Origin of the sequence: Sulfuritalea hydrogenivorans sk43H (genome assembly GCF_000828635.1) — a bacterium.
Classification (GTDB): Bacteria; Pseudomonadota; Gammaproteobacteria; order Burkholderiales; family Rhodocyclaceae; genus Sulfuritalea; species Sulfuritalea hydrogenivorans.
The window spans coordinates 3,722,883-3,746,448 of sequence record NZ_AP012547.1 but is presented as its reverse complement, the minus strand read 5'-3'; the positions used below and the strand labels follow the sequence as shown (position 1 = coordinate 3,746,448).

The window sequence follows — 23,566 nt, the reverse complement described above, 5'->3', positions numbered from 1 at the left end:
TTCTCAGCGATTCACGGTAATGTCGATCTGACTGACTACTGCGCTCGGGTTGACCTGGCGGAACTGGTTGACCACTTCATCGACCGACTTGACCGGCAATGGCGTCAGGTCCCGCACTCCCTGCAACGCTTTCGGAACGACCAGTTCCCGGTCGGCACCGATGCAGGCGACCCGTTCGCGGCCGGCCTGGTCGAAGCGGATTTTGAAGCCGCCGCTGGGCAGGCGTACGCTGCTGTTCCCCCTGAGGGTCGGATTTGACTGGAACTGGTTGGGGAAGATGCGCGCCGTGTTGCGCGCGTTGTCTTCGTAGTAGCAGTAGGCCGTGCCGTCACTTGAAAGCGACAGGTTCATGCTGAGGAACTCGCCGACGCGATAGGTCGGACGCCCCCCCTTTTCGCTATCGAGATTGATGCGGAAGGCGTTGGCCGTCGGGACCGATGCGCCCGGTGGAACGTAAGCCGGCGCGGCTGCCGCGGGCGGCGCGCCGATGGCCGCGGAAACGCCGGGCACGCTTGCCGGCTTGACGGCCGGCAGGGCGGCCAGGCTGTTCTGCATATCGTCGAGCAAGCTGGCGTAGAGGTCGAAGTCGATCTGACCGTTGGCCACCAGGCCAACGGCAGCCTGATACTCTCCGACGGCTTGCTTCAGATCGGCATTGATCACGCCGTCGACCGGCCCCTTGTAGCGATTCATGCTGCCGCCCAGCTTGCGCTGGACGAAGGTGATGCGCTCCTTGTCCTGCAGCATGTCGTAGCTTTCGCGGGCCTGGTCGCGAATCAGCGGGTTGGTGATGTCGGTATCCAGGCAACGCCAGTAGGGAACCTGCGTAAATTTGCCGAGGGTTTCGATCAGGCTGAGTTCAAGCAGGGTTCGCGTGGTGGCTCCCAGGCCTTCCGAGCGGCTGAGATCGAGGTTGAAACTCAGGCCGATTTTCCCCAGCTTGCCGCCGGCCTCGCCGGATTTCCCGCCCTTGACCATGACCATCGTGTTGGAGGTGCTGGTCACGGGAAGAATCTTGCGCGTGGCGGCTTCGCCCACGCTCATGTCCATGCTGATCAGGTCGAAGGATTCGTCCTTCGAGTAGCCCAGGTCAAGGAAGGGCAGTGAAATCCCGGCGCCCTTGCTGCTGCGCACCGAGTTGTCGTCCATCTGCGTGATCGAGCCGCGAATGTAATAGTCGGGAATCTTGCGGCCGGCATCGCCGCGAGCCTCGAACAGCCGCGCCAGATCGTCGCCGCCGCCATGGAAGTCGATGAATTCGAAGGCATTGCTCTGCAGGGTCATTTTCGCGATTGCCGTGATGACCATTTCCTTGGTCCCGGTGCGGACCTTGCCGGTTTCGTCCGGCACCCCTGCGGAAGTAATCACGATGCCTTGCTTGCCATGGGCCAGAAACAACTGATCCATGCAACGCAGGGCCTGCGTGAAATTGGTGATGGTCTTGGTGGCCGGCGTTTTCGGTCCGGCAGCGGAGGTGGCCGCCGCCGCCGGGCCAGACGGCCCGAGTTGGGCGCAGGCAACCGCGGAAAAAGCCAGCAGCGAAAAACCCAGCGAAAGACGCTTTGGCGAAAGTACTGACATTGCAACCCCTTTAGCAGTAAGACGCAAATTGGCGACGCGACGACAAGGGATGTTCAAACACCTCCCTCAAACCCATGCTGCAAGTGTAGACCTTCATGCGCAAACGAGCCAGACAAGATCATCATGCCAGATTCGGCCAATGGACCGCAACGAACCTCCCACAGGGGGCGCGCGGCGAACGCGCGGTTGGCGAAAATGCATTTTCGATGAACGCCGCAAGGCCTTTCCCGGTTGACGATCGATCTGATGCCGCGTGACTTATGTCACACTATTGTAAATAGTGTGCGACGAAGCCTCCCACTTGCCGCGGGTCGATGCATTCACATGAGCTTTGATTTTGACGCAGTTCTGGATCGGGCCAACACGGATTCGGTGAAGTGGGCGAAATATGCCGCTGGCCAAGGTCCGAACGAGGCGGTTCGCGACGTGATCCCGCTTTGGGTCGCCGACATGGACTTCGCCGCGCCGCCACCGGTCATCAGCGCGCTGCGGCAACGCATCGATCATGGCGTGTTCGGCTACAACCAGCCCACCCGGAGCCAGATCGATGCCGTGGTGGGCTATGTCGCCCGCACGTTCGATTGGACCATCGACCCCGAATGGCTGGTCTGGCTGCCCGGTCTGGTGTCCGGGCTCAATGTCGCCTGCCGCGCGGTCGGAACGGCGGGCGATGCGGCATTTACCGCGACGCCGATTTATCCGCCCTTTCTTTCGGCGCCGAAATTCTCCGGCCGGCGGGTGGCGAGCGCTCCGCTGGTGCGCGACTCGGCGGGCTGGCTGTGGGATTTCCCCACCGTCGATGCGGTGCTCAAGAGCAGTCAGGCCAAGCTGTTCCTGCTCTGCCATCCACACAATCCGACGGGGCGGGTGTGGAACGACGACGAACTGTGGCAGATCGCGCTGCTCGCGGAAAAGCACGATCTGGTGGTCTGTTCCGACGAAATCCACAACGGCCTGATCCTGTCGCCGTCCCGCCGGCACCGACTTTTCGCGACGCTAAGCCCCGAATTGGCGGCGCGCACCATTACCCTGATGGCGCCGTCCAAGACCTTCAACATTCCCGGTCTCGGCTGTGCCTTCGCGGTCATTCCCGACAGCCGCCTGCGCCGCGCTTTTCGCGAGGCCATGCATGGCATCGTGCCGCACGTGAATGCCCTGGGCATGGTGGCGAACGAGGCGGCACTCACCTTGTGCGACGACTGGCACGCCGCCCTGCTCGATTATCTGCGCGGCAACCTGCGCGCCGTCGAGCGGGCGGTGGCCGCGACGCCAGGCCTCGACATGCGGCCGGTGGAGGCGACCTACCTGGCGTGGATCGATGCGCGCGAGTTTGCCGCGGATCGCGGCATCGACAATCCGGCCCGCTGGTTCGAGCGGCACGGACTGGGGCTTTCCGACGGCGCGGATTTCGGGGCGCCGGGTTTCGTCCGCCTCAATTTCGGCACGCGGCGCGCGCTGCTCGACGAAGCCCTGGTGCGCTTGTCCCGGGCCGCGAGTCTTTAACGTGAAACACCTTGTTCGAAGTCTCGGGTAATGGACGCGCGCAGCGCGCCGACTGGTAACCCCCCCCCGCGAGGGGGGTAGGGGGCGGGCGATCAATTCGCTTTTAGTTACGGCCGCTGCGCTTAACGCCGATGATGCCGGCGTTAGCCTCCACTGAAACTGCGTTTTCGCGTGTTTCACCTTCGGCGGGTGGCTCTCGCTGCCATGAGCCTTAGGCCGCCAGCCGTTTGCCTTCGCGCACCATGGCCGCGAAGGTTTCGGCCGGCACCGGCGGCGAGAACAGGTAGCCCTGGATTTCGTCGCAGCCGAGGCTTTTGAGAAACGCCAGCTGGTCGCCGGATTCGACGCCTTCCGCAATCACGTTGTGCTTCAGCTGCTTGGACATGCTGACGATGGCGCCGGCAATCGCGCAGTCGTCAACATCGTCGGGGATGCTGATGACGAAGCTGCGATCGATCTTGAGCGTATCGATGGGGAAGCGCTTGAGGTAGGAAAGGCTTGAATAGCCGGTGCCGAAATCGTCGAGCGAGAGGGCCACGCCGAGTGCCGTGATTTCGTCCATCATGGCGACCACCTTTGCCGTGTGGTGCATCAGCATGCCTTCGGTGATCTCCAGCTCCAGCCATTCGGCGCCGATCTTGTGCCGTTCCAGCAACTCCTGCACGCGCGCCGGCAGGCTGCTGGAGAAATCGCGCGCCGAAAGATTCACGGCGATGTGCATCGCCGGCAAGCCTTCGTCCATCCATTGCCGGATCTGCCGGCAGGCAGCTTCAAGAACCCAGTTGCTGACATGGACGATCAGTCCGGATTCCTCGGCGACCGGAACGAATTCGGCGGGCGGCACCAGGCCGCGTTCCGGATGCCGCCAGCGCACCAGTGCCTCGGCGCCGATGATTGCGCCGGTCTCGATGCTGACCTTCGGCTGGTAGTGGAGCAGCAGTTCGTCGCGATCGATGGCGCGGCGCAAGCCCGCTTCGAGGTTCAGTCGATCGACCGCGCGCTGGTTCATGTCTTCGCTGAAAAAGGACAGGCCGTCCGGCCCAGTCTGCTTGGCGCGATACATGGCGATGTCGGCCTGGCGCAGCAGCGTTTCCGTGTCCATGCCGTCTTCCGGGAAAATGCTGATGCCGATCGCGGCGCCCAGTTTCAGCTCGCGGCCGCCGATGACAATGGGATCATCCAGCGCGGCAAGGAGTTTATGCGCCACGTTGGCGGCATGATCGCGGCTGGCAATCTCGAACAGCCCCACCGCGAATTCGTCGCCGCCCAGGCGGCAAACCATATCGGCGCCGCGCAGGCAGGAGCGGAAGCGATTGGCGGTTTCCTGCAGCACCTTGTCGCCGACGACGTGGCCCAGCGTGTCGTTGATCGGCTTGAAGCGGTTGAGGTCGATGAACAGCACCGCGCCGAAACCCTCCTTGCGCTTCGATGCCATGAGCGCCTGATCGGCAAGGCGGTTGAACTGCACGCGATTGGGCAATCCGGTCAGGGCATCGAAGTAAGCCAGGTGGTGGATGCGCCCCTCCGCCCGCTTTCTGTCCGTGATGTCGGTGAAGATGGAAAAATAGTGGGTGATTTCACCCTTGGCATCGCGCACCGAACCGATCGACAGCCATTTCGGGTAGATCTCGCCATCCTTGCGGCGATCCCACACCTCGCCTTGCCAGTAACCCGTGCCGAGCAGCCGTTCCCACATCTTGGCGAAAAAGGCCGCATCGTGCCGGCCGGAGCGGAACTTGCGGGGCGTTTCGCCGATGACCTCATCCGCGCTGTAACCCGTGATGCGGGTGAACGCCGGATTGACCGACACGATTTTTTCCCGCGCATCGGTGATCAGGATCGCTTCGTCCGATTGCTCGAAGATGCGTGCGTGCAGGCGGAGCTGCTCGGCGGCATCGCGCCTTTCGGTAATGTCGGAAAGAAAGCCGATGATCCCGTTCGGCTGGCCGTCATCATCCTTCAATAGCGAAAGCTGGAGCCGGGCCCAGAATATCTCGCCGTTTTTCTTGCGCCGGCGCACCTCCATCTCGCGGCCGCCGCGGTTGAGAAAGGCATCCTCGAAACGGAAGTCTTCTTCGCTTTCGTCCGCGTAGAGAAACAATACGTGGCGGCCGATGACTTCGGCCTCGCTGTAGCCAAACAGGCGTTCCGCACTGCTGTTCCAGCCGGTGATGAAGCCGGCCAGGTCCATGGAGATGACCGATTCGTTGATGTGCTGGAGGATCTGCGCCTGCTGGCGCAGATCCTCCAGTTCGCTATCGGCCGTGGCCATTGTCCTTTACTGTTCCCGGCCGATCTGCGTGGTCCAGTGCAGGGCCCCGATCTGGGCCTTGCACCAGATTTCATTGCTGATCCGGGCCTGCTTCAGCGCGGGAGCGACCATTTCCGGCCCTCCCCCGGCCGCCTCCGCCAGGGTCAGCAGAATTCCCAGTTTTCCGGTGTGCTGCAGCAGTGCGGTACTGATCTCCTCTGCCAGGCGCAACGGCGCAATGATGCTGGCGAGGGGTTGTGCGAACAGGACTTCGAGCAGCGAGAACATGCCGACCATGAAGGCTTCGTCCTGTGTCGTCCGGTCGCCTCCCGTGGCCTTGCACAGGCCTTCCATCAGCGAGGCGCGCAGCGCGGCGGCAGCCATCAGCGGATTTGCCGCGCCGCCCGACGTCTGGCTGGCATAGAGCAGGAGTTGCAGCCAGCGCTGCAACTGCCGGCGGCCGAGCAGGGTAATCGCGTGGGCAAAACTGTTGATGCGCGTGCTGGGCGAAAAGGCCACCGAATTGACCAGGCGCAGCAACTGCACCGAGAGTTGCGGATCGTGCTTCAGCGTGGCTTCGATATCCCGCGTTTCGGCATCATGGGTGATCTGGGCCAGAAGCTTCAGCAGCAAGGTATGTTGCGGACCGCTGTGCGCGGTCGAGGCTGGAAGCGTTGCGGTCGGCGGCGGGCTGCCGGCCTCCTGCACCACCAGTCGGGCCGGCAGCCGGGCGCCATCGAGCCGCTCGACCACGCCCGCGGGCAGCAGGCAGGCCAGACCGGATATCGCTTCCGCCAGGCCGAATTTTTCAAATAGCCGCTCCAACACTGCCGCATCGGCCAGTTCGGCGCCGTGCACATATACGCTGGCCCATTCCTGATTGGGGCCGGACACGGGCTGAAATACCAGCAGCGGGAAGTTTTCGTCAGGCATATGGGGGCTTTCTTTTTGTCATGATTCACTGAAATCGTGACGGATGCAAGGCTGGGCGTTGAAATCGAAGGTTATTGCAATGGTTCAAGTATGGCGCACGATGCCTGTTTCGGTGATCACGACATCGAGGCGCAGGTCGTGCGCTTGCGGTCGGATGTCCGCCACGCGGGCGAGTTCGAAGCCGACGCCGATTGAAAATGGACGGGGAACCAGTGTCGCCAGCGTGCGGTCGAAGTATCCGCCACCGTAACCGAGACGGAATCCCCGGGTGTCGAAGGCGACCAGTGGCAGCAGCACAATGTCCGGGGTGACAAGCTCGCCCCCGGTCGGAACCGGAATGCCGTGGCGGTCGGTGCTCATGGCGGTGGCAGGCGTCCAGGTGCGGAAGCTCATCGGTGCTTCAGGCGCTTCGACAATCGGCATTGCGGCCCGCCAGCCGCGTTCAATGAGGAGGGTGGCCAGTGGTTGCGCATCGAACTCTCCGCGCACGGGCGCACAGAACGCCAAGGTTTGCGGTGCGAGCGGCATCAGCAGCTGCGCCAGATGCGCCTCGATCCGCGCCGCAAGCGCAAGGCGGGCTTTTTCCTCAAGCGCCATGCGCGCGGCGAGCTTCTCCCGTCGCAGCGCAGCGCGAAAAACGGAGGAATCGGCGGTGTGTTCGGTCGACGGAGAGGGGACAGCCATGTGCTAACGTGGAAGTCGGAGCAAGCCAGGTAGAAGCCGGTAAATGAACTATAACCCCAACTCTGTCACGTCTCTATGCCGCATCGGCCTTGTCGCCGCGACCTTCATGGGGATCGCCGTGGCGCCAGCGCCGACTTATGCCGAGCGCGGCGATACGGTTTTCTTGTCGGCGCGGGAGGCTTTTCGCAACGGCGAACGGGTTCGTCTGGGGCGGCAGATCGAGGCGTTGCAAGGGCATCCCCTGCAGGCCTGGGCCGAATACTGGGCCTTGCGGCTGCGTCTGGACGATGGCGATGAAAGCGGGGTAGCCGACTATCTGGGCCGTTACCAGGGCGCCTATCTTGCGGAGAAATTGCGCGGCGACTGGCTGCGCGTGATGGGCAAGAAAGGCGACTGGGAAAGCTTCAGGCGCGAGTTGCCGGCCTTGATGGTGCCCGACGCCGAAACAAGTTGCTACGCGGCGCAGGCCGCAAACACCCCGGATTCGGTGCGGCCCTACTGGAACAGCGGGCAGGATCTGCCGCAAGCCTGCGAGACGCTGGTCGACCAGATGGTTGCGGCCGGCGGCCTGACGGTGGAAGAAGTCTGGCAGCGCGTGCGCCGGCTGTTCGAAGCCAAGCGCGTGGGCGCAGCGCGCAGCGCGGCTGCCTACTTGCCGGCCAGCGAAGGTTTCGACGGACGCGGCCTGGAATCCATCGCGCAAAGCCCGGCACGGTATTTCGACAAGCTCCCGGCCGGCTTTGCCGCAAAACGCGGCGGGCGCGAAGTGGCGCTGTTCGCGGTGCAGCGCCTGGCGCGCAACGATCCGCAGGATGCGGCAAAACGCTGGTCGCGCATCGAAGCGCAATTCAGCGCCGAAGAACGCGCCTACGCCTGGGGCCAGATCGCCTGGCAGACGGCGCTGCGGCACCAGCCCGAGGCCCTGGATTGGTATGAAAAAGCGGTCGGCACGACTCTGTCCGAAGAGCAGCGGGCGTGGCATGTGCGCGCTGCCTTGCGGGTGCATGACTGGAGCGCGGTGCGCCGCGCGATAGGCGCCATGTCGCCCAACATCGCCGCACAGCCGGACTGGACCTATTGGCTGGCGCGCGCGCTGGCTGCCGGCGGGCAGCCCGGCGAGGCCCGTGCGCTGTTTCTGAAGATCGGCGGCCAGCCCAACTTCTACGGCAATCTTGCCGACGAGGAGCTGGGCCGCACGATCGAAGTGCCGCCGCACGCGACGCCCCCCAGCGCGGAAGAGCTTGCCGTCGCCGAAGCGAATCAGGGTTTTCGCCGGGCGCTGGCGCTGTTCCGCGTCGATATGCGCCTCGAAGGCATCCGCGAATGGGCATGGGCGCTGCGCGGCATGGACGACAGGGCCTTGCTCGCCGCCGCGGAGTTCGCCCGGCGCCATGAGATCTGGGATCGCGCCATCAATACCGCCGACCGCACGCTGGCGCAGCACAATTACGGCCTGCGCTACATTGCGCCCTTCAGCGATCAGGTGCGACCCAAGGCCGACCAGCTGGCGCTCGACAACGGTTGGGTATATGGCCTGATGCGGCAGGAATCGCGCTTCATCATGAACGCCAAGTCCTCGGTCGGCGCCAAGGGCTTGATGCAACTCATGCCCGCCACGGCGAAATGGGTGGCGAAGAAAATCAACCTGAGCAACTTCCACCCGGCGCGGGTGACCGAAATGGACACCAATGTCACGCTCGGCACCAACTACATGAAGATGGTGCTCGACTCGCTCGACAACCATCCGGTACTGGCTTCCGCGGCCTACAACGCAGGCCCCGGCCGGGCCCGCAAATGGCGCGCGGAACACCCCCTGGAAGGCGCAATCTATGCCGAGACCATCCCCTTCAGCGAAACCCGCGATTACGTCAAGAAGGTCATGAGCAACGCGGTGTATTACAACACGCTGTTTTCCGGCCGCCCGCAGTCGCTGAAAAGCACGCTGGGCGTGATCGGCGCGCGCGGACAGGGCGAGAAGGGCGTGGAGGAACTGCCCTGAAAAACATTCTGGTGATTGGCGGCACCGGGTTTCTGGGCAGCGCCATCGTGCGCGAACTGGCTCGCCGTCCCGCCAGCGCCGACTGTTGCTTTACGCTACCGACGCGCCGTCGCGAAAAGGCCAAGCATCTTCTGGTGCTGCCCACCGTACGCGTGGTCGACGCGGACGTCCATGATCCGGCGACGCTGGCCCGGCTGATGGCCGGGCAGGATGCCGTGATCAGCCTGGTCGGCATCCTCAAGGGCGGCGAAGGCGAGCCTTACGGCAAGGGCTTCGCCCGCGCCCATGTCGAGCTGCCGCGGAAAATCGCCGCGGCGGCGAAGGCGGCCGGCGTGCGCCGGGTGCTGCATGTCTCCGCGCTGAAAGCCGCAGCCGATGCGCCTTCCGGCTATCTGCGCTCCAAGGCGGCGGGCGAGGCGACGCTGCGCGATGCCGGGCTCGATCTCACGCTGTTTCGGCCCTCGGTAATCTTCGGGCGGGGCGATTCCTTCCTTACGCTGTTCGCGCGCATGGCGATGATCGCGCCCTTCTTCCCGCTGGCCGGTGCCGAGGCGCGCTTCCAGCCGGTGTGGGTGGAGGACGTTGCCGCCGCCGTGGCGGACAGCCTGTCGCGGTCCGACAGCATCGGTGCCCGCTACGATCTGTGCGGTCCGACGCAGTACAGCCTGCGCCAGCTGGTCAGTTACGCGGCGTCCGTCTCGGGCCATCCGCGCGCCGTGATCGGCCTGCCGCATGGCATTGCGTGGCTGCAGGCCTGGGCCATGGAGTTCATTCCCAACGGCCCGATGACGCGCGACAACATTCGCTCGATGCAGGTCGCCAGCGTATGCGACGCCGGTTGCGCATTGCCCTTCGGCCGCAAGGCGACGCCGCTGGAAAGCGTGGCGCCGATGTATCTGCGCAACTGACAAGCCGCCATGGAAATCTACGCCGTGGGCGGTGCGGTACGCGACGAACTGATGGGCCTGGCGGTCAAGGACCGCGACTGGGTGGTGGTCGGCGCCACGCCGCAGGACATGCTGGCGCAGGGTTTCGTTCCGGTCGGTCGCGACTTTCCGGTGTTCCTGCATCCGCAAACCCATGAGGAATACGCGCTGGCGCGCACCGAGCGCAAGACCGCGCCGGGCTATGCGGGCTTCGCCTTTCATGCCGCGCCGGGCGTGACGCTGGAGCAGGACCTCGTGCGCCGCGACCTGACCATCAACGCCATGGCCAGGGGCGAAACGGGGGCGATCATCGATCCGCACAATGGTCGCGCCGACCTGGCGGCGCGCGTGTTGCGCCACGTGTCGCCGGCCTTCGCCGAAGACCCGGTGCGCATCCTGCGCGTGGCGCGCTTTGCCGCGCGCTTTACGGATTTCTCGATTGCCGCCGAAACCCTGCGGCTCATGCGCGACATGGTCGCCGCCGGTGAGGTCGATGCGCTGGTGTCCGAGCGCGTCTGGCAGGAACTGGCGCGCGGCCTGATGGAAGCGAAGCCGTCGCGCATGTTCGACGTGCTGCGCGAATGCGGCGCGCTGGCGCGCCTGCTGCCCGAGCTGGACGCCCTCTGGGGCGTGCCGCAGCGCGCCGATTACCACCCGGAGGTGGATACCGGCGTGCATGTCATGATGGTGATCGACATGGCGGCGCGCCTGTCCGCGGCGCTGCCGGCGCGCTTCGCCGCGCTGACGCACGACCTGGGCAAGGGGCGCACGCCGGCCGACATCCTGCCGCGCCACCATGGCCACGAATTGAAGAGCCTGGCCATGGTCGAAGCCGTTTGCGAACGGCTGCGCGTCCCCACCGATTGCCGCGACGTCGCGCGTCTTGTCGCGCGCTTCCATGGCGACATGCATCGCGTCGCCGAGCTGCGCCCGGAAACCCAATTGACCTTGCTGGAACGCTGCGACGCGCTGCGCCGCCCCGAGCGCTTCGAATTGATACTGCTGGCCTGCGAGGCGGACTATCGCGGCCGGCTGGGCTGGGAAGAGCGCGACTACGTGCAGGCGGCGGCGTGGCGGGCGGCCCTTGCGGCGGTGCGCGCGATCGATGCCGGGGCCATTGCCGGTGCGACCGCCGATCCGCGAGCCATCCCCGGCAACATCGGCGCGGCGCGCGTCGAGGCCTTGCGCACCCTCAGAGCAGCCAGCCGATAAACGCGGCCAGCAGCGAAAACAGGATTACCGAGGCAAAGGGAAAGGAATATTCCCTGCCGCGCAGCTTGAAGCGCAGATCGCCCGGCAGCCGGCCCAATTGCAGCAAACGCGGTTGCAGCAGGCCGAATACGAAAACCGTGGCAAACAGGACAATCAGCCATTTCAGCATGGATGGCGCGCGGTAAAATTGGGCGGACCGCCGATCTTATCCCACCAGAGGGTGCCGCCCCTCCGCAATCCCAGCCGATGAATCCACCCCGTTTCGAACATCACGAAGTCCTCGTCCGCATGCCGGCGGGCAAAACGCAGCCGACGCCGCTGCTGTTCGTGCATGGCGCCTATACCGCCGCCTGGTGCTGGGAAGAGCATTTCCTGCCGTTCTTCGCCGAGGCGGGTTACGCGGCCTATGCCGTGAGCCTCTCCGGACACGGCGGCTCGCCGGGCCGCAAGCACCTCGACAGCTTTTCGATCGGCGACTATGTGCGCGATGTCGCCGCCGTGGCCGCGGCACTGCCGGCGCCGCCGGTGCTGATCGGGCATTCGATGGGCGGCTTCGTGGTGCAGAAATATCTCGAAGAACACATCGCGCCCGGGGCCGTGCTGATGTGTGCCGTGCCGCCGCAAGGCCTGCTGTCGGCGGCGATGGGCATGATGTTTTCCAAGCCGGGCATGATGAAGGACCTCAACAGCCTGATGAGCGGCGGCAAGGCCTCGCTGGAAACCCTGCGCGAGGCGCTGTTCGCCCAGCCGGTGTCGCTCGACGACCTGAAGCGCTACTACAAGGGCTCGCAGTCCGAATCGCATCGCGCCATCTGGGACATGTCGCTGTTCGGCATGCCGCGCGCGGGGCGCGTCAAGCGCACGCCACTGCTGGTGCAGGGCGCGGAATTCGATCACCTGATCCCCGCCTCGCTGGTGGAAATGACCGCCCGCACCTACGACGTGGATGCTCATGTCTTTCCCGGCATGGGCCACGGCCTGATGCTGGAGCGCGACTGGAAAAAGCCGGCGCAGCAGATTCTCGACTGGTTGCGGGAGCTTGAAGGATGATGCTGCCAGAAGCATTTGATCCGCAGATTTCGCCGATTAACGCAGATGGATCGGGGCGTTACTTGGTCGGATCGCGTCATCTGCGTAATCTGTGTAATCTGCGGATACAACCGAGGTTTTTCGGATGATCGTGACCTTCCAGTCTCCCGCTTCCGGCGACGTCATCATGTTCGGCGACGTCGCCCAGCGCATGATGAAACTCATGGGCAAGGACGTAACCGACAAGGGCATCGTCACCGTCGAGCAATTGCCGGAAGCGATCGCCCGGCTCAAGGCCGCGATCGAGGAAGACAAGCAGCAGCGTGCAGGATTGCAGGAGGAAGACCTGCCGCGGACCGAGCCCGATCGCAGCGGCGGTGCGCAGAGTTCGCGCCCCTTCGTTACGCTGACGCAGCGCGCGGTGCCGCTGCTGGAACTGCTGGAGTGGTCGCTGAAGAAGAAAAAACCCGTGGTCTGGGGCGTCTAGAACAGCTCGATCTCGCCGCTGCTCTCTTCCACTTTCTGCATGCGCTCCGCCATGTAGTTCTTCAGCGCGTCATGCACCGTGGCGCCCGCCATCACCGCATCGAACATGCCGCGCTCTTCGGCCATGGTGTATTTCGAGCGAATGCGCTCCTGCAGCGCGCTCCATTCCTGCGGGTTGTAGATGCGCTCGGTGCTGCTGACCACGGCCGAGAGTTCGCTCAGGCTGTGGCAGACGTGATCGAGGCGCTGCACCAGCTTGTCGTAGAACTGGAAGGCGATGATGGCGTGATGCACTTTCTGCGAAATCTGCCGGGCGCCTTCCTGGATTTCCGATTTGACCAGGCCGTTGCCGACCGTGTCGGGCAGCGTTCCCAGCGCCACGTCGATCATGCCCAGCGTACTTGCCATCGAGGTGAAGGTATCCATCAGCGTGTCGACCGAGGAATTCGAGTCGCGCATCGCGGCATCGACTTGCCCGGCGGCGAGCTCCAGCATCAGCACGGTTTCGCGCACCTGGCTCCAGTCCAGGTCGGGGGTGTGGGCGCGGGTGCCGCGCGGGATTTCCTGGCTCATGCTGGGCAGTCCTTGTTCAAAGCGGCTTGTTCAATCCGATGAAGGATACCGGAAAGACGGCTTCCGGTCCGGCGCCCTTGGTGGCTTGCGACACGTAGTCCGGCATCTGGTCGCCAATGCCGGCGGCTTGCGTCAGCTTGGCCAGAAGTACCTGCAGCTGGTCGCTGAACCAGTCCTCCTCGCAGCGTGTCGGCATGAACAGCAGTTCGCGCACGCGATCGGGAATCTCGTCGGCGGGGATGGTGTCATTGGCCGCGTAGGCGGCGGTAAAGAACGGCCCCGCGATGAAGCGCAGGCTCCAGCCTTCATCCTCATCGGGCAGCAGGATGAAGATGCGTGCGCCTTCGGCGGTTTCCGCGGTGCCGTCTTCTTCGTCGCCGAACACCGGCATCGCGGCGAACGCCGCCTGCTTGCGCTGTTTGACGAAGACCACGGCTTCATTGAAGCTCAGGCGATTCGGTTCGTTTTCGGACATTGGGTTCTCCTTGGGGATTACAGCAAAGGGGCGAGCCATTTTTCGGCTTCTTGAATGGTAATTCCACAGCGCCGAGCCCAGTCTTCAAGCTGGTCGCGGCCGATCTTGCCGACGGCGAAGTAGTGCGACTCGGGGTGGGCCAGGTAGAAGCCGGCGACCGAGGCGGCCGGCGTCATGGCGTAGCTTTCGGTGAGCTGCATGCCGGCATTCTGCGGCGCGTCGAGCAGGCCGAACAGCGCGCCCTTCGAGGTGTGGTCGGGGCAGGCCGGGTAGCCCGGCGCGGGACGGATGCCCCGGTACTTTTCGTCGATCAGTGCGGCACAGTCGAGCGCTTCGTCGCCGGCATAGCCCCAGTACTCCTTGCGTACCCGTTCGTGCAGCCATTCGGCGGCGGCTTCGGCGAGGCGATCGGCGAGCGACTTGAGCATGATGGCGTGGTAGTCGTCGTGCTGCGCTTCGAATTCGGCGAGCTTCTTTTCGATGCCGAGGCCGGCGGTGACGGCGAAGGCGCCGGCGTAATCCGGCGCGCAGTTTGCCGTATCGCCAGCGCCGACTCCCGGTGCGACGAAGTCCGACAGACACTGCTGCGGCTTGCCGGCCGGGCGCTCCTGCTGCTGGCGCAGGCCGTGCCAGGTCATCAGCGGCGTGGCGCGCGCCTCGTCGGCGTAGAACGCAATGTCGTCGCCCACGGCGTTGGCAGGGAAGAGGCCGAACACCGCATTGGCGCTGATCCACTTTTCCGCGATGAGTTGCCGCAGCATCGCCTTGCCGTCCTTGAACACATTGCGCGCGGCATCGCCGACGACGGCATCGTCGAGAATCTTCGGGTAGCTGCCGGCGAGGTCCCAGGTCTGGAAGAAGGGGCCCCAGTCGATGTACTTCGCCAGTTCGGCCAGATCGAGATCCTTGAGCACGGTGACGCCAAGCTGCCTCGGTTTGACCGGTGCGTAATTCAGTCTGGCCCGATTGGCGCGCGCCGCTTCCAGCGAGACCAGCGCCACGCCTTTTTTGTTCGCATGCTGGCCGCGCACTTTTTCGTAGTCGGCGGCGATTTCGTCGACGTAGGCATCGCGCATGTCGATCGACAGCAGCCTGGTGACGACGCCCACGGCGCGCGATGCATCCGGCACATACACCACCGGGCCGGCATAGTTCGGCGCGATCTTGATCGCGGTGTGCGCGCGCGAGGTCGTCGCGCCGCCGATCAAGAGCGGCTGGGTGAAGCCCTGGCGCTGCATCTCGCTGGCGATGTGGCTCATTTCCTCCAGCGACGGCGTGATCAGGCCGGACAGGCCGATCGCCTGCGCACCGTGTTCCTTCGCCGCGTGCAGGATCTTGTCGGCCGAGACCATGACGCCGAGGTCGATGATGTCGTAGCCGTTGCAGCCGAGCACCACGCCGACGATGTTCTTGCCGATGTCGTGCACGTCGCCCTTCACGGTGGCGATCACGATGCGGCCCTTCGAGGTCGAGCCGGTGCGCTTCTTTTCCTCCTCGATCCAGGGGATCAGGTGCGCCACGGCCTGCTTCATCACGCGCGCCGATTTCACCACCTGCGGCAGGAACATCTTGCCGGCGCCGAACAGGTCGCCGACCACGTTCATGCCGCCCATCAGCGGACCTTCGATCACCGACAAGGGCGGCTTGCCGGCGGCTGCCAATGCCGCGCGGCATTCCTCGGTGTCAGCGACGACGTATTCCGTGATGCCCTTGACCATCGCATGCTCAAGCCGCTTGTCCACCGGCCATTGGCGCCAAGCCAGGTCGACCACCTGCTCTTTGGCGGCACCCTTGACCCGTGTGGCGAGTTCGATCAGCGTGTCGCCAGCGCCGACTTTGCGGTTGAGCACCACGTCTTCCACCGCCTCGCGCAATTCGGGCGCAAGGTCGTCATACACGCCCAACTGACCGGCATTGACGATGCCCATGGTGAGTCCGGCCTTGACCGCGTGGTAGAGGAAGACGGTGTGGATCGCCTCGCGCATCGCGTCGTTGCCGCGAAACGAAAAGCTCACGTTGGAGACACCGCCCGAGGTTCGCGCATGCGGCAGGTTCTGCTTGATCCAGGCCAGCGCATTGATGAAATCCACCGCGTAGTTGTCGTGCTCGGGAATGCCCGTGGCGATGGCGAAGATGTTCGGATCGAAAATGATGTCCTCGGCCGGAAAGCCGTCGGCCACCAGCGCCTCGTAGGCGCGCTGGCAGATCTCGATCTTGCGCCGGTAGGTGTCGGCCTGGCCCTGCTCGTCGAAGGCCATGACGATCACCGCCGCGCCGTAGCGCCGTGCCAGCCGCGCCTGTTCGAGGAACTTCGCCTCGCCTTCCTTCATCGAGATGGAATTGACGATGCCCTTGCCCTGGATGCATTTGAGGCCGGCTTCGATGACGTCCCACTTCGAGCTGTCGAGCATCAGCGGCACCTTGCAGATGTCCGGCTCGGAGCCGACCAGGTGCAGGAAGCGCACCATCGCCGCTTGCGAATCGAGCATGGCTTCGTCCATGTTGATGTCGACCACCTGCGCGCCGTTCTCGACCTGCTGGCGGGCGACGGCCAGCGCGTCGTCGAAGCGGCCTTCGAGGATCATGCGGGCGAAGGCTTTGGAGCCGGTGACGTTGGTACGCTCGCCGACATTGACGAACAGGCTGTCGCCGCCGATGTTGAAGGCTTCGAGGCCGGAGAGGCGCAGCCGGAAGTCGGCGCTGGCGGGACGGCGGGGTTTCATGCCTTGCAGTGCTGCGGCAATCGCGCGGATGTGATCCGGCGAGGTGCCGCAGCAGCCGCCGGCGATGTTGATGATCCCTGCCTTGCCCCATTCGGCGATTTCGTCGGCCAGCATCTGCGGCGTTTCGTCGTAGCCGCCAAAGGCGTTGGGCAGGCCGGCGTTGGGATGCGCCGAGATGTAGCAGTCGCAGAGTTTCGACAACTCCTCGACATACTGGCGCAGTTCCCTGGCGCCGAGCGCGCAGTTGAGGCCGAAGCTCAATGGTCGCGCGTGGCGCAGCGAATTCCAGAAGGCCTCCGCCGTCTGGCCCGAGAGCGTGCGCCCTGACGCATCGGTGATGGTGCCGGAAATCATCACCGGCCAGCGCCGCCCGGCTTCATCGAAAAACTTCTCGATGGCGAACAGCGCGGCCTTGGCGTTGAGCGTGTCGAAAATGGTTTCGACCAGCAGGATGTCGACGCCGCCCTCGGTCAGGCCGCGCGCGGCTTCGACGTAATCGGCGACCAGCGCGTCAAAGGTGATGTTGCGCGCGCCGGGATCATTGACGTCGGGCGAGAGCGAGGCGGTACGCGAGGTCGGCCCCAGCACGCCGGCGACGAAGCGCGGCTTGTCCGGCGTCGAGAAGGTGTCCGCGGTTTCGCGCGCCAGGCGCGCGGCGGCGACGTTCAGCTCGAAGGCCAGTTCGGCCAGGCCGTACTCGGCCTGCGACACCCGCGTCGCGTTGAAGCTGTTGGTCTCGATGATGTCGGCGCCGGCGGCGAGGTATTCGGCGTGGATGCCGCCGATCACGTCCGGCCGCGTGATACACAGCAGATCGTTGTTGCCCTTCAGGTCCTTGGCCGAGTCGGCAAAACGCGAATTTGTCACACCTGCGCGATAGTCGGCCTCGACCAGGCCGTGGCGCTGCACCATGGTGCCCATGGCGCCATCGAGAATGAGGAGGCGTTGCGCGAGCAGTTCGCGCAATTCGGTGCTGCGGTCGGGTTGCATAGATGGAAAGGAAGGGCTTGAATTGACGCGGATTTTAGCATCCGTGCCAGGCGCTGCCGTGCCGCCGGCGCCAGCGCCGTGCGTCCCTCCGGGAACTCCCGGCGTTCAGCACTGCGTCGTGCAGGTCTCCACCGGCAGGCCGCGCTTGAGCCAGCCGGGGCCGGCGCCGCTGCCGGCCATGCCTTCCTTGACGTTGTACACCTGCGTGAAGCCGACGCTTTGCAGGTAGCGCTGCACCTGGGTGGTGCGGTTGCCGGTGCGGCAGATCAGCGCGATGGGTGCATTTTTGTCGCCCTTCACTTCGCCCAGCAACTGTTCGACGAAGCCCGTCGCACCCTGCGGATGCAGCATGTTGACCCGCCGGGCGCCCTTGGCGATGCCGGTCTCCTTCCACTCGGGCGGTGTGCGGATGTCGATCAGCGTGAGCTTGCCGGCGGCGGCCGCGTCGGCGGCGTCGGGCGCGGCGAGGTCCGGCGCGGCATGGGCGGTGATCGCCAGCAGGGCGGCCGTGATGGACAGCAGGTGTTTCAGAGCATGGAGCGTCATGGCATGGATCGGCAAGAATGGACAGGTCGGATTACTATACCGTGCTTGGCTACAATTGCCGTTCCAACAGCGAGGTGAAGAACATCATGAAGCATCTGACACCCAAGGAAGCCGCCAAGTTCCTTCACGACAACCCCAGTGCCTTGTTCGTCGATTGCCGCAGCGAGATGGAGTTTTTCTTCGTCGGCCATCCGGCCGGAGTCAGCCATGTCTCCTGGAACGACGGTCCCGACTGGGAAATCAATCCCCACTTTGTCGGCGAAGTGAGGAAGCTCGCCGGACATTCGGGCGATCGGCCCATCGTACTGATCTGCCGCAGCGGCAACCGCTCGGTCGATGCCGGCCATGCGCTCGAAGCCGCCGGCTTCACGCGGGTGTTCAACGTGCTGCACGGTTTCGAAGGCGAACTCGACGACAACCACCATCGCGGCGCGATGAACGGCTGGCGCTTCGAAGGCCTGCCGTGGGAGCAGTGCTGACGCGTCGGTGAAGCGGCTCAGGCGCCGAGCAAATCCTCGAACTCCTTGACGGGAAGCGGCCTGGCGTAGAGGTAGCCCTGGGCGAAATGGCAGCCGAGCCCGTTCAGGAACGCGGCCTGCCGCGCTGTTTCCACACCCTCGGCCACCACCATGAGCTTGAGCGCCAGGGCGACCTGGATGATCGCGGTGACGATTTCGTCGTCCTCGCGCGAGATGCCGATATCGGTGACGAAGGAGCGATCGACCTTCAGCAGATGAATCGGCAGTCGCTTCAGGTAGCTGAAACTCGAATACCCGGTGCCGAAGTCATCGATGGCAATGGTGACACCCAGCGCGGCCAGCTTGCTCAGCGCCTCGATGGCCATCTCGGGATCGGTCATCACCGTCGATTCGGTGACCTCAAGCTGCAGACAGGACGCCTCCAGCCGGTGGCGTTTCAGGATCGCTTCGAGTTCGGCGGCGAAGTCCGGGTTGTTCAACTGCTTGGCGGAAACATTCACCGCCACGGGTCCGGCAATCCGGCCGGCATCGGCCCAGCGCCGCATTTGCGCACATGCCGTTTCCAGTACCCAGTTGCCGATCGGTTCGATCAGCCCCGTTTCCTCCGCCAGGGGGATGAAGTCCGCCGGCGACACGATGCCAAGCTCGGGATCGCGCCAGCGGATCAGCGCTTCCATCCCGCAGTAGCGGCTGTCGATGAGGCAGATCTTGGGCTGGTAGAACAGTTCGAACTCGTTGCCGGAAAGCGCGCGGCGCAGGGTTTCCTCCAGGTGCAGCCGCTTTTGCGCGCGCTCGTTCATCGCCGGGTCGAAGAAACGGAAGGTGCCGCGACCGGCCTCCTTGGCCGCGTACATGGCGACATCGGCGTTGCGCAGCAACGTGGCGGCATCGTCGCCTTCCTGCGGATAAATGCTGATGCCGACGCTGGCGCCGACATTGAGCCGGTGTTCGCCGATGTCGAAGGGTTCGTTCATGTCGGCAATGACCTTTTCGGCAATGTGCACCGCATCGGCAATGTGTTCGATGGACGCGAGAATGACGAATTCATCACCGCCCTGGCGCGACACGGTGTCGCTGGCACGAACGGAGTTCGTCAGCCTTCTGGCGGCGCATTGCAGCAATTCGTCGCCGGTGACATGTCCGAGGCTATCGTTGATGACCTTGAAGCGGTCCAGGTCGATGAACAATACGGCGATCCGCGTCATGTCCCGTTGTGCGGTCTTGATGGCGTGATCCAGGCGATTCTGCAACAGGGCTCGATTGGGCAAGTCGGTCAGCGCGTCGTGATAGGCCTGGTGGAAAATGTGTTCGTCCTTGCGGCGGATTTCCGTAATGTCGGTCATCACGGCGATATAGCGATGCGGCTGCCCGGCGGCATCGCGAATGGTGGTGATGCTGGTCCATTGCAGATAGGCCTCGCCATCCTTGCGTCGATTCCAGAGCTCGCCGCGCCAGTTGCCAGTGGCGACCAGCGATGCCCACAGGTCACTGTAAAAGCTGGCCTGTTGATGCTCGGAATGCAGCAGGCGGGGCGTCTGGCCGATGGCCTCGCTCGCCGCGTAGCCGGTGATGGCGGTGAACGCCGGGTTGACCGAGAGAATCGTGGCCGTGGCATCGGTGATCATGATGCCTTCGAAGGTATGGGCGAACACGCCGGCGGCGAGCTCAAGCGCTTCGGCGTGGGCGCGAACCTGCAACAGGGCGATTTCCTTGGCGGCGACGGCCTCGACGAGTTGTGCGTTGAGTTCCAGCAAGGCGGCATTGCGATCGCGCAGGCTGACGCGCATGTCGTCCACGGCCTCGGCGAGTTCATGGATTTCGTCGTCCCGGCTCGATGGGTAACGCGCCGCCAGTACCAGCGGCTCTTCGAGCCGGCCGGCGGCCATCTTGCGGGTGTGGGCGTGGATGCGCGATACCGGATGGGTGATCATGTGTCGCACCAGGAGCAGGACCAGCGCCGCGATGACGGCGGCCTTGAGGCCGTTCAGGATCAGCACGAAGCCGAGCCGCTCCCAGGTACGGCGCAGGGGACCGGCGTCGCTGGCCACGACCTCGAGCGTGCCGATGCGCTGCGTGGCTCCCCGATATTCGTAGTCGATTTCGAAGGTCCGGCTCAGAAAGCGCTTCGCCGGCGGCGTGCCGCTGACGGCGACCAGCGCGCCTTCGACCCGCATTGCCGCATAGCCGAAGTCGGGCAACTGACGGATGCCGTCGGCGAGAACCTGCAACGCCTGGCGGTCCATCACCCAGAGGCCCTGCTTGACGCTCGGCAGGTAGGCGGTTTCGATCTCCGTGAAGCGCTGATGGATGGCATCGACCTCGCGGTCGTATTCGAGATAGAGCTGGGCGGCGGTGATGCAGGCGGCAATCAGTCCGCTCGCCAGCAAAGTCAGCAACACCAGGCGTCGCGCCAGCCGCTGCCCGCCGCTGCCGACGTCGGGCGGCATCATGGTCTTCCGTAGCCGGGCAGCGATCGGGCGGCAATGCGCTGGTAACTGCCGTCGGCCTTCATTTCGCGCAGTGCGCGGGCGGCAGGTTCGACCAGATGGGCATGCTTCACATGCAGGTACATGAACATCTCGGTGGTGACGAGCGGCGGGCGCAGCATCCGTGCCTTGATGCCGCGCTCGCGCAGGATATGGTTGCCCTGCCAGCGCTCGAAGAGGATCAGGTCGGTGCGATCACTGGTCAGCAGGGTGAACAACTGCTCCGCTCCCTGTACCTTTGTCACGGGTGTGCCGGGCAGCAGGCCGGACTCGAATACTTTCCAGCCATTGATGTAACCCACCTGGTAGGCCTTGAGGACATCGAAGCCGGTGGTGGCGATCTGCAATCGTGTGGCGTAGGCGATGAACTCGTTGTCGATGACCTTTTCGTCCACGCGGACCAGGTTCGGGTAGGTCTTTTCCAGTCCCCGGATGCGCATCGCCACGCCATCATCGACGCCCTTGTCGGCGTTGATCATCGCGCGTTCCGTGGCCTCATAGCGCACGCTCTCGGCCTTTACGCCGATGCGGCGGAAAACCTCGGGTATCAGCAGATCGAGAAATCCCATCCTGTCTTCCTGCAGGTAGGGCGCCCCGACGCCGCTGTTGAGGCGCAGGACCTGGCCATGCGACGGCAACGCGATTGCCAGAAGCGAAAGCAGCAGGAAGCCGGCACGCAACGATGGTCTGGCGAACTTCATGGCAGGTAACAAGATGCGGTACCACATGCGATGCATTGTGCGGCAGTTGGGCGAAACCGGCAATATCGGCGCAATTCGAAAGGCAAGCCCGCCAATCGCTTGCTTGAGCCGCGTTGGGGCGCCTGCCGCGAAAACCCGCTGCGTCCGCTAAGATTCGGCCGGATATGAGCGACACTTTCAATTTCCGCAATTTGCTTCCCGCCAAACGCTGGCAACGCCGCCTGCTCGAAGCCGGCCTGATCCTCGCCGTCATCCTTGGCGCCCAGTACTGGCAGACGCGCGGCCTGCCCGAGGGCGCGGCACCGCCGCTCGCCGGTGTGCTCACTGATGGAACGCATGCAAGAGTCGGCGCTGGCGAGACGGCGACTTTGGTGGCTTTCTGGTCGACCTGGTGCCCGGTGTGCAAGGCGGAGGAAGACAACATCGTTGCCGTGGCGCGGGACCATCGCGTGATTCCGGTGGCCATGCAGTCGGGCGATGCGGCGACGGTGCTGAAGCATCTGAAGGAGCGCGGCATCGATCTGCCGCAACTGATCGATGCCGATGGCCGCCACGCGATGAACTGGCGCGTGCGCAGCGTGCCGACGCATTTCGTGGTCGATGCGCGGGGCAATGTGCGTTTCCGCGTGGTCGGCTATGCGACAACCTGGGGCCTCAAGGCGAGGCTGTGGTGGGCGGAGGCTTTTCCGGCATGAGCGATCAGAAAAACTTTCCGCCCGCTTCGCTGGCCTGGAGCGTATGGGGCCTGGGCGCGCTGCTCTACCTGATCGGTTTCTACCTGCGCGTGGCGCCGGCGGTGATCACCGACCAGCTGATGACCGAGTTCGCCATCACCGGCGCGGCGCTGGGCAATCTTTCAGCCTTCTATTTCTATTCCTATGTCGCGATGCAGATTCCCACCGGGATGATCGCCGACCGCTGGGGCCCGCGCCGCCTGCTCACCGCAGGGGCAGGCGTGGCCGCGCTGGGCACGGCGCTGTTCGCTTTTGCGCCCAGCATCTTCTGGGCCAACATGGGGCGCTTGCTGATCGGTGCGTCGGTGGCGGTGGCTTTCGTCTCCATGCTCAAGCTGGCCAGCCACTGGTTTGCGCCGAAGCAATACGCGCTGGCCTCGGGCATGGCGCTCTTGATGGGCGTGGTCGGCGGCGTGGTGGCGGGCGTGCCGCTGCGCTTTCTGGTGGAGACCTTCGGCTGGCGCCCGGTGATGGGTGTTTCCGCGGTACTGACGGCGGCGCTGTGCATCGCCACCTGGCTCTTCGTGCGCGACGATCCGGTCGAGCGCGGCTATGCCAGCCATTTTCAGGGCGCGCACGGAGCGCACGCCTCGACTTCGCTGCTGCGCGGCCTGATGGAAGTGCTGTCCTATCGCAACGTGTGGATCCTGACGGCGGTGCCGATCGGTTTTTCCGGCGCGGTGCTGACCTTCGCCGGGCTCTGGGGCGTACCCTTCCTGCGCCAGGTGCATGGCCTGGACCCCAAGGCCGCCGCCGCGATCACCTCGATCCTGCTGGTGGCATGGGCGCTGGGCGGGCCGCTCCTGGGCAGCTGGTCGGAACGCATGGGCAGGAGGAAGCCGCTCTACCTGATCACCTCCGGCGTGGCGCTGCTGGGCTGGGCGGCGATCATCTTTCTGCCGCTGCCCCTGTGGGCCATGGTGCTGCTGCTGATTCCGACCGGCTTTGCCTCGGGCAACATCATCATCGGTTTTGCCTGGGCCAAGGAATCGGTGCCGCTGCGGCTGGTGGGCACGGCCTCGGGTTTTTGCAACATGGGACCGCTCCTGGGCGGCATGCTGCTGCAGCCGGCGGTGGGCTGGATGCTCGACCAGCGCTGGAACGGCGTGATCCAGGCCGGCGTGCGGATTTACGATGCCGCGGCCTACCAGGCCGGCTTCACGCTGACGGTGGGCGCCATGGCCGTTGCCGGCACCATCCTGATTTTTGCCCGCGAGAGCCATTGCCGGCAGATGCACGACTGAGGTTTTGAATC

20 protein-coding genes are annotated in these 23,566 nt (G+C 64.6%); 9 read left to right on the top strand and 11 right to left on the bottom strand.

The genetic code is table 11. The features are described from left to right. Positions 1-3 precede the first annotated feature (3 nt). Entirely contained in the window at positions 4-1,581 is a 1,578-nt protein-coding gene (locus SUTH_RS17805) for a DUF4384 domain-containing protein (RefSeq protein ID WP_052473776.1), read from the bottom strand. A gap of 324 nt (positions 1,582-1,905) precedes the next feature. On the opposite strand from SUTH_RS17805, the gene SUTH_RS17800 reads away from it, so the two are divergent. Then, positions 1,906-3,084, top strand: a complete 1,179-nt coding sequence (locus SUTH_RS17800) for a MalY/PatB family protein (protein ID WP_041101173.1) — start codon at positions 1,906-1,908, stop codon at positions 3,082-3,084. A 211-nt stretch (positions 3,085-3,295) separates the two neighbouring features. Here SUTH_RS17800 and SUTH_RS17795 read toward each other — a convergent pair whose 3' ends face one another. The 3 genes from SUTH_RS17795 to SUTH_RS17785 form a co-directional block, all read right to left on the bottom strand. Continuing rightward, positions 3,296-5,356: a putative bifunctional diguanylate cyclase/phosphodiesterase gene (locus SUTH_RS17795; RefSeq protein ID WP_052473775.1), complete on the bottom strand. Its 2,061-nt coding sequence runs from the start codon at positions 5,354-5,356 to the stop codon at positions 3,296-3,298. 6 nt (positions 5,357-5,362) lie between these two features. Further along, a complete protein-coding gene (locus tag SUTH_RS17790; protein ID WP_052473774.1) occupies positions 5,363-6,268 on the bottom strand; it encodes an HDOD domain-containing protein in 906 nt (301 codons plus the stop codon). An 84-nt stretch (positions 6,269-6,352) separates the two neighbouring features. Further along, positions 6,353-6,952, bottom strand: a complete 600-nt coding sequence (locus tag SUTH_RS17785) for a 5-formyltetrahydrofolate cyclo-ligase (RefSeq protein WP_041101171.1) — start codon at positions 6,950-6,952, stop codon at positions 6,353-6,355. 43 nt (positions 6,953-6,995) lie between these two features. Here SUTH_RS17785 and SUTH_RS20155 point away from each other — a divergent pair, with 43 nt between their 5' ends. Genes SUTH_RS20155 through SUTH_RS17770 form a run of 3 tightly spaced genes read left to right on the top strand, consistent with a single transcriptional unit; the run spans position 6,996 to position 11,089 of the window. After that, on the top strand, positions 6,996-8,951 hold the full coding sequence (locus tag SUTH_RS20155; protein WP_070099357.1) for a lytic transglycosylase domain-containing protein: 1,956 nt from the start codon (positions 6,996-6,998) through the stop codon (positions 8,949-8,951). A gap of 11 nt (positions 8,952-8,962) precedes the next feature. After that, positions 8,963-9,859, top strand: a complete 897-nt coding sequence (locus tag SUTH_RS17775) for a complex I NDUFA9 subunit family protein (protein WP_231851067.1) — start codon at positions 8,963-8,965, stop codon at positions 9,857-9,859. Between the two features lie 9 nt (positions 9,860-9,868). Continuing rightward, positions 9,869-11,089: a multifunctional CCA addition/repair protein gene (locus tag SUTH_RS17770; RefSeq protein ID WP_041101169.1), complete on the top strand. Its 1,221-nt coding sequence runs from the start codon at positions 9,869-9,871 to the stop codon at positions 11,087-11,089. On the opposite strand, the gene SUTH_RS17765 is transcribed toward SUTH_RS17770, so the two are convergent. After that, a complete protein-coding gene (locus SUTH_RS17765; RefSeq protein ID WP_041101167.1) occupies positions 11,070-11,258 on the bottom strand; it encodes a DUF2905 domain-containing protein in 189 nt (62 codons plus the stop codon). The two genes, SUTH_RS17770 and SUTH_RS17765, sit on opposite strands and share 20 nt — an antisense overlap. Before the next feature lie 77 nt (positions 11,259-11,335). Between SUTH_RS17765 and SUTH_RS17760 the strand changes: the two genes are divergently transcribed. After that, a complete protein-coding gene (locus tag SUTH_RS17760) occupies positions 11,336-12,139 on the top strand; it encodes an alpha/beta hydrolase (RefSeq protein ID WP_041101165.1) in 804 nt (267 codons plus the stop codon). A 124-nt stretch (positions 12,140-12,263) separates the two neighbouring features. Then, positions 12,264-12,605 carry a DUF1840 domain-containing protein gene (locus SUTH_RS17755; RefSeq protein ID WP_041101163.1) on the top strand — a complete coding sequence of 114 codons (342 nt, stop codon included), beginning with the start codon at positions 12,264-12,266 and terminating at the stop codon, positions 12,603-12,605. On the opposite strand, the gene SUTH_RS17750 is transcribed toward SUTH_RS17755, so the two are convergent. From SUTH_RS17750 to SUTH_RS17735, 4 genes are all read right to left on the bottom strand, one after another. Beyond that, a complete protein-coding gene (locus SUTH_RS17750) occupies positions 12,602-13,177 on the bottom strand; it encodes a hypothetical protein (RefSeq protein WP_041101161.1) in 576 nt (191 codons plus the stop codon). The two genes, SUTH_RS17755 and SUTH_RS17750, sit on opposite strands and share 4 nt — an antisense overlap. 16 nt (positions 13,178-13,193) lie before the next feature. Then, on the bottom strand, positions 13,194-13,652 hold the full coding sequence (locus SUTH_RS17745; RefSeq protein WP_041101159.1) for a hypothetical protein: 459 nt from the start codon (positions 13,650-13,652) through the stop codon (positions 13,194-13,196). A gap of 17 nt (positions 13,653-13,669) precedes the next feature. Further along, positions 13,670-17,365 carry a methionine synthase gene (metH, locus tag SUTH_RS17740; protein ID WP_041101157.1) on the bottom strand — a complete coding sequence of 1,232 codons (3,696 nt, stop codon included), beginning with the start codon at positions 17,363-17,365 and terminating at the stop codon, positions 13,670-13,672. A gap of 105 nt (positions 17,366-17,470) precedes the next feature. After that, the gene (locus SUTH_RS17735) at positions 17,471-17,911 is read right to left on the bottom strand and encodes a rhodanese-like domain-containing protein (protein WP_041102581.1); all 441 of its coding nucleotides are present in this window, start codon (positions 17,909-17,911) and stop codon (positions 17,471-17,473) included. A gap of 86 nt (positions 17,912-17,997) precedes the next feature. Between SUTH_RS17735 and SUTH_RS17730 the strand changes: the two genes are divergently transcribed. Further along, the gene (locus SUTH_RS17730; RefSeq protein ID WP_041102580.1) at positions 17,998-18,390 is read left to right on the top strand and encodes a rhodanese-like domain-containing protein; all 393 of its coding nucleotides are present in this window, start codon (positions 17,998-18,000) and stop codon (positions 18,388-18,390) included. Between the two features lie 17 nt (positions 18,391-18,407). Here SUTH_RS17730 and SUTH_RS17725 read toward each other — a convergent pair whose 3' ends face one another. Together SUTH_RS17725 and SUTH_RS17720 are read right to left on the bottom strand one after the other, a co-directional pair. After that, entirely contained in the window at positions 18,408-20,837 is a 2,430-nt protein-coding gene (locus SUTH_RS17725; protein ID WP_171817407.1) for a bifunctional diguanylate cyclase/phosphodiesterase, read from the bottom strand. After that, on the bottom strand, positions 20,837-21,604 hold the full coding sequence (locus tag SUTH_RS17720; protein WP_171817406.1) for a transporter substrate-binding domain-containing protein: 768 nt from the start codon (positions 21,602-21,604) through the stop codon (positions 20,837-20,839). The genes SUTH_RS17725 and SUTH_RS17720 overlap by 1 nt, the downstream gene beginning before the upstream one ends. 137 nt (positions 21,605-21,741) lie before the next feature. On the opposite strand from SUTH_RS17720, the gene SUTH_RS17715 reads away from it, so the two are divergent. Together SUTH_RS17715 and SUTH_RS17710 are read left to right on the top strand one after the other, a co-directional pair. Continuing rightward, positions 21,742-22,272, top strand: a complete 531-nt coding sequence (locus SUTH_RS17715) for a redoxin domain-containing protein (protein ID WP_041101155.1) — start codon at positions 21,742-21,744, stop codon at positions 22,270-22,272. After that, positions 22,269-23,555 carry an MFS transporter gene (locus tag SUTH_RS17710; RefSeq protein ID WP_041101153.1) on the top strand — a complete coding sequence of 429 codons (1,287 nt, stop codon included), beginning with the start codon at positions 22,269-22,271 and terminating at the stop codon, positions 23,553-23,555. Before SUTH_RS17715 ends, SUTH_RS17710 begins: the two co-directional genes overlap by 4 nt. Positions 23,556-23,566 lie beyond the last annotated feature (11 nt).

Excerpts from the sequence above, each read along its gene's own strand:
- SUTH_RS17805 (WP_052473776.1), bottom strand. The coding sequence starts at position 1,581 with ATGTCAGTACTTTCGCCAAAGCGTCTTTCGCTGGGTTTTTCGCTGCTG.
- SUTH_RS17745 (WP_041101159.1), bottom strand. The coding sequence starts at position 13,652 with ATGTCCGAAAACGAACCGAATCGCCTGAGCTTCAATGAAGCCGTGGTC.
- SUTH_RS17715 (WP_041101155.1), top strand. The coding sequence starts at position 21,742 with ATGAGCGACACTTTCAATTTCCGCAATTTGCTTCCCGCCAAACGCTGG.
- SUTH_RS17800 (WP_041101173.1), top strand. The coding sequence starts at position 1,906 with ATGAGCTTTGATTTTGACGCAGTTCTGGATCGGGCCAACACGGATTCG.
- SUTH_RS17795 (WP_052473775.1), bottom strand. The coding sequence starts at position 5,356 with ATGGCCACGGCCGATAGCGAACTGGAGGATCTGCGCCAGCAGGCGCAG.
- SUTH_RS17770 (WP_041101169.1), top strand. The coding sequence starts at position 9,869 with ATGGAAATCTACGCCGTGGGCGGTGCGGTACGCGACGAACTGATGGGC.
- SUTH_RS17750 (WP_041101161.1), bottom strand. The coding sequence starts at position 13,177 with ATGAGCCAGGAAATCCCGCGCGGCACCCGCGCCCACACCCCCGACCTG.
- SUTH_RS20155 (WP_070099357.1), top strand. The coding sequence starts at position 6,996 with ATGAACTATAACCCCAACTCTGTCACGTCTCTATGCCGCATCGGCCTT.
- SUTH_RS17790 (WP_052473774.1), bottom strand. The coding sequence starts at position 6,268 with ATGCCTGACGAAAACTTCCCGCTGCTGGTATTTCAGCCCGTGTCCGGC.
- SUTH_RS17710 (WP_041101153.1), top strand. The coding sequence starts at position 22,269 with ATGAGCGATCAGAAAAACTTTCCGCCCGCTTCGCTGGCCTGGAGCGTA.
- SUTH_RS17785 (WP_041101171.1), bottom strand. The coding sequence starts at position 6,952 with ATGGCTGTCCCCTCTCCGTCGACCGAACACACCGCCGATTCCTCCGTT.
- SUTH_RS17755 (WP_041101163.1), top strand. The coding sequence starts at position 12,264 with ATGATCGTGACCTTCCAGTCTCCCGCTTCCGGCGACGTCATCATGTTC.
- SUTH_RS17730 (WP_041102580.1), top strand. The coding sequence starts at position 17,998 with ATGAAGCATCTGACACCCAAGGAAGCCGCCAAGTTCCTTCACGACAAC.
- SUTH_RS17760 (WP_041101165.1), top strand. The coding sequence starts at position 11,336 with ATGAATCCACCCCGTTTCGAACATCACGAAGTCCTCGTCCGCATGCCG.
- SUTH_RS17765 (WP_041101167.1), bottom strand. The coding sequence starts at position 11,258 with ATGCTGAAATGGCTGATTGTCCTGTTTGCCACGGTTTTCGTATTCGGC.
- SUTH_RS17735 (WP_041102581.1), bottom strand. The coding sequence starts at position 17,911 with ATGACGCTCCATGCTCTGAAACACCTGCTGTCCATCACGGCCGCCCTG.
- SUTH_RS17720 (WP_171817406.1), bottom strand. The coding sequence starts at position 21,604 with ATGTGGTACCGCATCTTGTTACCTGCCATGAAGTTCGCCAGACCATCG.
- metH (WP_041101157.1), bottom strand. The coding sequence starts at position 17,365 with ATGCAACCCGACCGCAGCACCGAATTGCGCGAACTGCTCGCGCAACGC.
- SUTH_RS17725 (WP_171817407.1), bottom strand. The coding sequence starts at position 20,837 with ATGCCGCCCGACGTCGGCAGCGGCGGGCAGCGGCTGGCGCGACGCCTG.